A 4151-nucleotide genomic window follows, 5' to 3' on the forward strand; every position below is an offset into this window, starting at 1 on the left:
CGCCGGACTGGCGATTCGGACATGGTTGCCTCCCCTTCAGCGTCATCCGGGTGGGGCCGGATGAAATCTGATGGTGCTGTTCCGACGAAAGCACGGAAATGCAGCGAACCGGGCGGTTTGGCGACTTGTCGCCAAACACTTGCGCCGGAAGGGTAACGGCGTTCCGCATCTTTTTCGGATCACCCGATAACATGCCGGGTGATTTTCACCCGAACGGCCTTGCGCAGCGTTTTCAATTGGAAATTGACGCCGTTGCCGCGCCCGCCGGAGAGCCGCACGCAACGCGTCGGATCTGCGCGCGAAACGCGCCCGCAATTAGGGGATAATGTGCTCATCGCTCACTCGATCGGCCGCATCCGCCGCGACAGCGCGCGATCGAGCGGGCGGAATCCGCGCACCGATGAGGTTCGCGGCAGCACGAACGGAATGCGCTCAGGTCGCCGCGACCCAGCGGCGCAGCTTCAACCGCACCGCCTCGACGTACTCCTCGGGCAGCTCGGCCGCGGAGTCCTCCGCGGGAACCGAGTCCGCCTGCCGCTCACCGCCTGCCGGGGCGACGCCGTATTCGAGGCCGTAGTACAGGTACAGCGCGTGCTCCTGCTCCAGCAGCAGATCGCCTTGCTCGAGAGTGACCCGCGGTGCCTGCCGCACCGTCTCCTTGAGCACCGAAACGGTCAGCGTGTCTCCGTCGAACGCGGCGCCGTCCAGCGGCACGAAACTCTCGTTCGTGCCGAAGAGTCCGGTTTGGACGGTGATCCAGGCGGGCTGCTCGGTGGCTTCGTCCAGGAACAGCTGCCCGACGATGCCGACCCGCTGCCCGGCCGGGTCGAACACCTCGCAGCCGAACAACCGCAGTGCTTCCCGCTGACCGATCATGCCGACCGCCTCCCGAACTCGACCGCACCGGCTGCCGCCGAACGCGCCCGCCCGGCCGAGCAGCGGCCACTCCCGCCCAGTCTGCCCCCGCCGCCGCGGCACCGGCACCTCGGAACGGCTGATCCCGCCGCGCGGAAAACTCCTGGCGCACGGGCGAATCCGCACCGACCCGCAGCACCGCACCGTCCGACCTGGACCGTCCCGGGGGCGCCCGCCGGAGGCATCGCGGGGACGGGTCGAACTGACACGCTCCCGGGTACCCGAGCGCGGGGCCCGAAGGCAACTCACCGACCACGAAGGACGCCAGCATGTCAGAGCAGCCCGGTCAGCCCGGCCCGCCGCCGATCACCGACGAGATGCGGGAACAGGCCCGGCAGACGCCGAACAGCTGGCTCTACATCGTCGACCCCGGCTACCAGGACTCCGGGGAGGACGTGCCGCCGGAAGGCGTGATCGGCGCGTACCACATCGACGCCGACGGCGAGATCGACGAGGACTTCCAGTTCAACGACGAGTACGAGCCGTCGGACGTGTCGATCGAGCTGCCGGAACCGGTCAACGAGCTGGAACGGGTGCTGCAGCGGATCGCGGGCGGCGAGGCGCCGGAGGACGAGCTGCCGCCCGCCGTGCTGGCCGCCGAGGTGCTGCTCTACGACCCGGAGAACGGCGAGGGCGAACTCGCCGTCTACGCCGCCGAGCTGGACGACGGCAGCCAGCTGGTGCCCGCCTGCACCTCGCAGGAGCGGGTGCCGGAGAGCTGGCCGGGCACCCGCCGCGTCCCCGGCGACGCGCTGCCGCAGCTGCTGGCGGGCCTGGACCTGGGGCTGAACCTGGACGAGACGGTGCGCGCGGTCATCCCGCACAGCACGCTCGTGGACGACTCCGCGAGCTGACGCACCGGCGCGCGGATGGTGGTCGGCAGCCGCGTGGATGCCTAGCCTCGGCGGTGTGAGCAACGATCACCACTCCGGCAAGCCCGGTCGCATCGGCGACTACGCGCTGCTGTCCGATCTGCGCACCGCCGCGCTGGTCGGCATCGACGGCTCGGTCGACTGGCTGTGCCTGCCGCGGTTCGACTCGCCGTCCTGCTTCAGCCGGCTGCTCGGCGACGAGCGGGACGGCATTGGCAGATCGCACCGGCCGGGCCGGTGCGCGAGGTCCGGCGCCGCTACCGGGACAACTCGCTGGTCGTGGAGACCGATTTCCACACCGACGACGGGGTGCTGCGGCTGGTCGACAGCATGCCGCCGCACGAGAAGAACCAGTTCGACCAGCCGTGCCTGGTGCGGATGCTGGAGTGCGTGTCCGGGTCCGTGCAGGTCCGGATGCGCTGGATCGTGCGGTTCGCCTACGGCGACTCGGTGCCGTGGGTGCGGCACGTGCGCCAGACCAGCCCGGAGCACGACGAGTACATCCTGGCGATCGCCGGTCCGCACACCGCCGTGCTGCGCGGCGATCTGCTGCCGCAGCGGGTCGCGCACGAGCGCGCGCACGAGCTGGTGTTCGCGCTCGAAGCCGGGCAGCGCCGGTCGTGGGTGATGCAGTGGTCGCAGGACCACGAGGAAGTCCCGCCGCCGATGGACCCGGTGCAGGAGACCCGGGACAGCGAGGACTTCTGGCAGGAGTGGACCGGCAAGATCAATTACACCGGTCCGCACGCCGGCGCGGTGTACCGGTCGCTGGCCACGCTCAAGGCCCTCACCTACGCGCCCACCGGCGGCATGGTCGCCGCGCCCACCACGTCGCTGCCCGAGACCGCTGGCGGCAGCCGCAACTGGGACTACCGCTACTGCTGGCTGCGGGACGCCACGCTGGTGCTGCTGGCGCTGGACAACTTCGGCTGCTCCGACGAGGCCGAGGCGTGGCGCCGGTGGCTGGTGCGCGCCGTCGCGGGCGACCCCGCGGACGCGCAGATCATGTACGGCGTGGACGGGCAGCGGCACCTGCTGGAATGGGAGGTCGACTGGCTTTCCGGCTACCACGGCGCACAGCCGGTCCGGGTCGGCAACGGGGCGTACCGGCAACTGCAGCTCGACGTCTACGGCGAGGTCATGGACGCGCTGCACCTCGCGCGGGAACGCGGCGTGCGGGAGAACGCCGACACCTGGGCGCTGCAACGGGGCATGATCAAGCACCTGGAGAAGGTCTGGCAGCAGCCGGACAAGGGCCTGTGGGAGGTGCGCGGGCCGGACCGGCACTTCACGCACTCGCGGGTGATGGTCTGGGTCGCGTTCGACCGCGCGGTGCGCGCCGCTGAGGAGGACGGACTGCCGGGTCAGGTGCAGCGCTGGCGCGAGCTGCGGGACGCGGTGCACGCCGAAGTCCTGGAGCACGGCTGGAACGACGAGCTCGGCGCGTTCACCCAGTACTACGGCGGCACCACGCTGGACGCCGCGACGCTGCTGATGCCGTCGGTGGGGTTCCTGCCCGGCTCCGACGAACGGGTGCGGAGCACGATCCGCGCGGTGGAGCGGGAGCTGCGCCGCGGCGTGCTGGTGGACCGCTACTCGACCGACGAGGAAGCGAGCTCGGTGGACGGCCTGGCCGGGCGTGAGGGCTCGTTCCTGGCGTGCTCGTTCTGGCTGGTCGACGCGCTGGCGCTGAGCGGGCGCAGGCAGGAGGCCGAGGAGATGTTCGACGAGCTGGTGCAGCTGTCCAACGACGTCGGCCTCTTCGCCGAGGAATACGACGGGCGAACCGGCCTGTTCGCGGGCAACTTCCCGCAGGCGTTCTCCCACCTGGCGCTGGTCAATTCGGCCGCCGTGCTCTACGGCGGGCACACTCGGGGCGAGATGAGCAGGCGAAACGGAGGGGGATCGCGGTGAGGGCGGCGACGGTGGTGCCCGGCAAGCCGGACCTGGCGGCGGTCTCCGAGCTGCCGGACCCCGCTCCGCGGCCGGGCGAGCTGCTGGTGGAGGGCTTGCTGACCGGGGTGTGCGCGACCGACCACGACGTCACGCACTCCTCGCACGGGGCGTTGCCGCCGGGGCAGGACCGGATGGTGCTGTTCCACGAATCCCTCGGCCGCGTGCTGCACGCCCCCGCGATCAGCGGTTTCCGCGAGGGCGACTACGTGGTCGGCGTGGTGCGCAGGCCCGATCCGCGGCCGTGCGAAGCCTGCGCGGCCGGGCAGTGGGACTTCTGCCTCAACGGCGAGTACACCGAGTGCGGCATCAAGCAGCTGGACGGTTTCGGCGCGCAGCGCTGGACCATCGAACCGCGGTTCGCGATCAAGGCGGGCGGCGGGCTCGGCGAGCTCGCCGTGCTGACCGAAC

General features: G+C 70.9%; 4 protein-coding genes and 1 pseudogene. 4 read left to right on the forward strand and 1 reads right to left on the reverse strand.

Annotated elements, in window-relative coordinates; all coding sequences use genetic code 11:
- Positions 1–432 precede the first annotated feature (432 nt).
- Positions 433–978 (reverse strand): PRC-barrel domain-containing protein, encoded by a 546-nt coding sequence (locus IJH84_RS29005; RefSeq protein WP_295151252.1) that lies wholly within the window; start codon positions 976–978, stop codon positions 433–435.
- Positions 979–1184: 206 nt separating this feature from the next.
- Between IJH84_RS29005 and IJH84_RS29010 the strand changes: the two genes are divergently transcribed.
- From IJH84_RS29010 to IJH84_RS29025, 4 genes and pseudogenes are all read left to right on the forward strand, one after another.
- The gene (locus tag IJH84_RS29010) at positions 1185–1769 is read left to right on the forward strand and encodes a type VII secretion system-associated protein (RefSeq protein ID WP_200068801.1); all 585 of its coding nucleotides are present in this window, start codon (positions 1185–1187) and stop codon (positions 1767–1769) included.
- A gap of 37 nt (positions 1770–1806) precedes the next feature.
- A pseudogene (locus IJH84_RS29015) lies at positions 1807–1938 on the forward strand (hypothetical protein); the annotation flags it as partial.
- Positions 1939–2024: 86 nt separating this feature from the next.
- A complete protein-coding gene (locus tag IJH84_RS29020) occupies positions 2025–3701 on the forward strand; it encodes a glycoside hydrolase family 15 protein (RefSeq protein ID WP_295151255.1) in 1677 nt (558 codons plus the stop codon).
- On the forward strand, positions 3698–4151 hold a 454-nt coding region (locus IJH84_RS29025), incomplete at its 3' end, for an alcohol dehydrogenase catalytic domain-containing protein (RefSeq protein WP_295151257.1). The genes IJH84_RS29020 and IJH84_RS29025, both read left to right, overlap by 4 nt.

It is taken from the genome of Saccharopolyspora sp. (genome assembly GCF_017434145.1).
Taxonomy (GTDB): domain Bacteria; phylum Actinomycetota; class Actinomycetes; order Mycobacteriales; family Pseudonocardiaceae; genus Saccharopolyspora_C; species Saccharopolyspora_C galaxeae.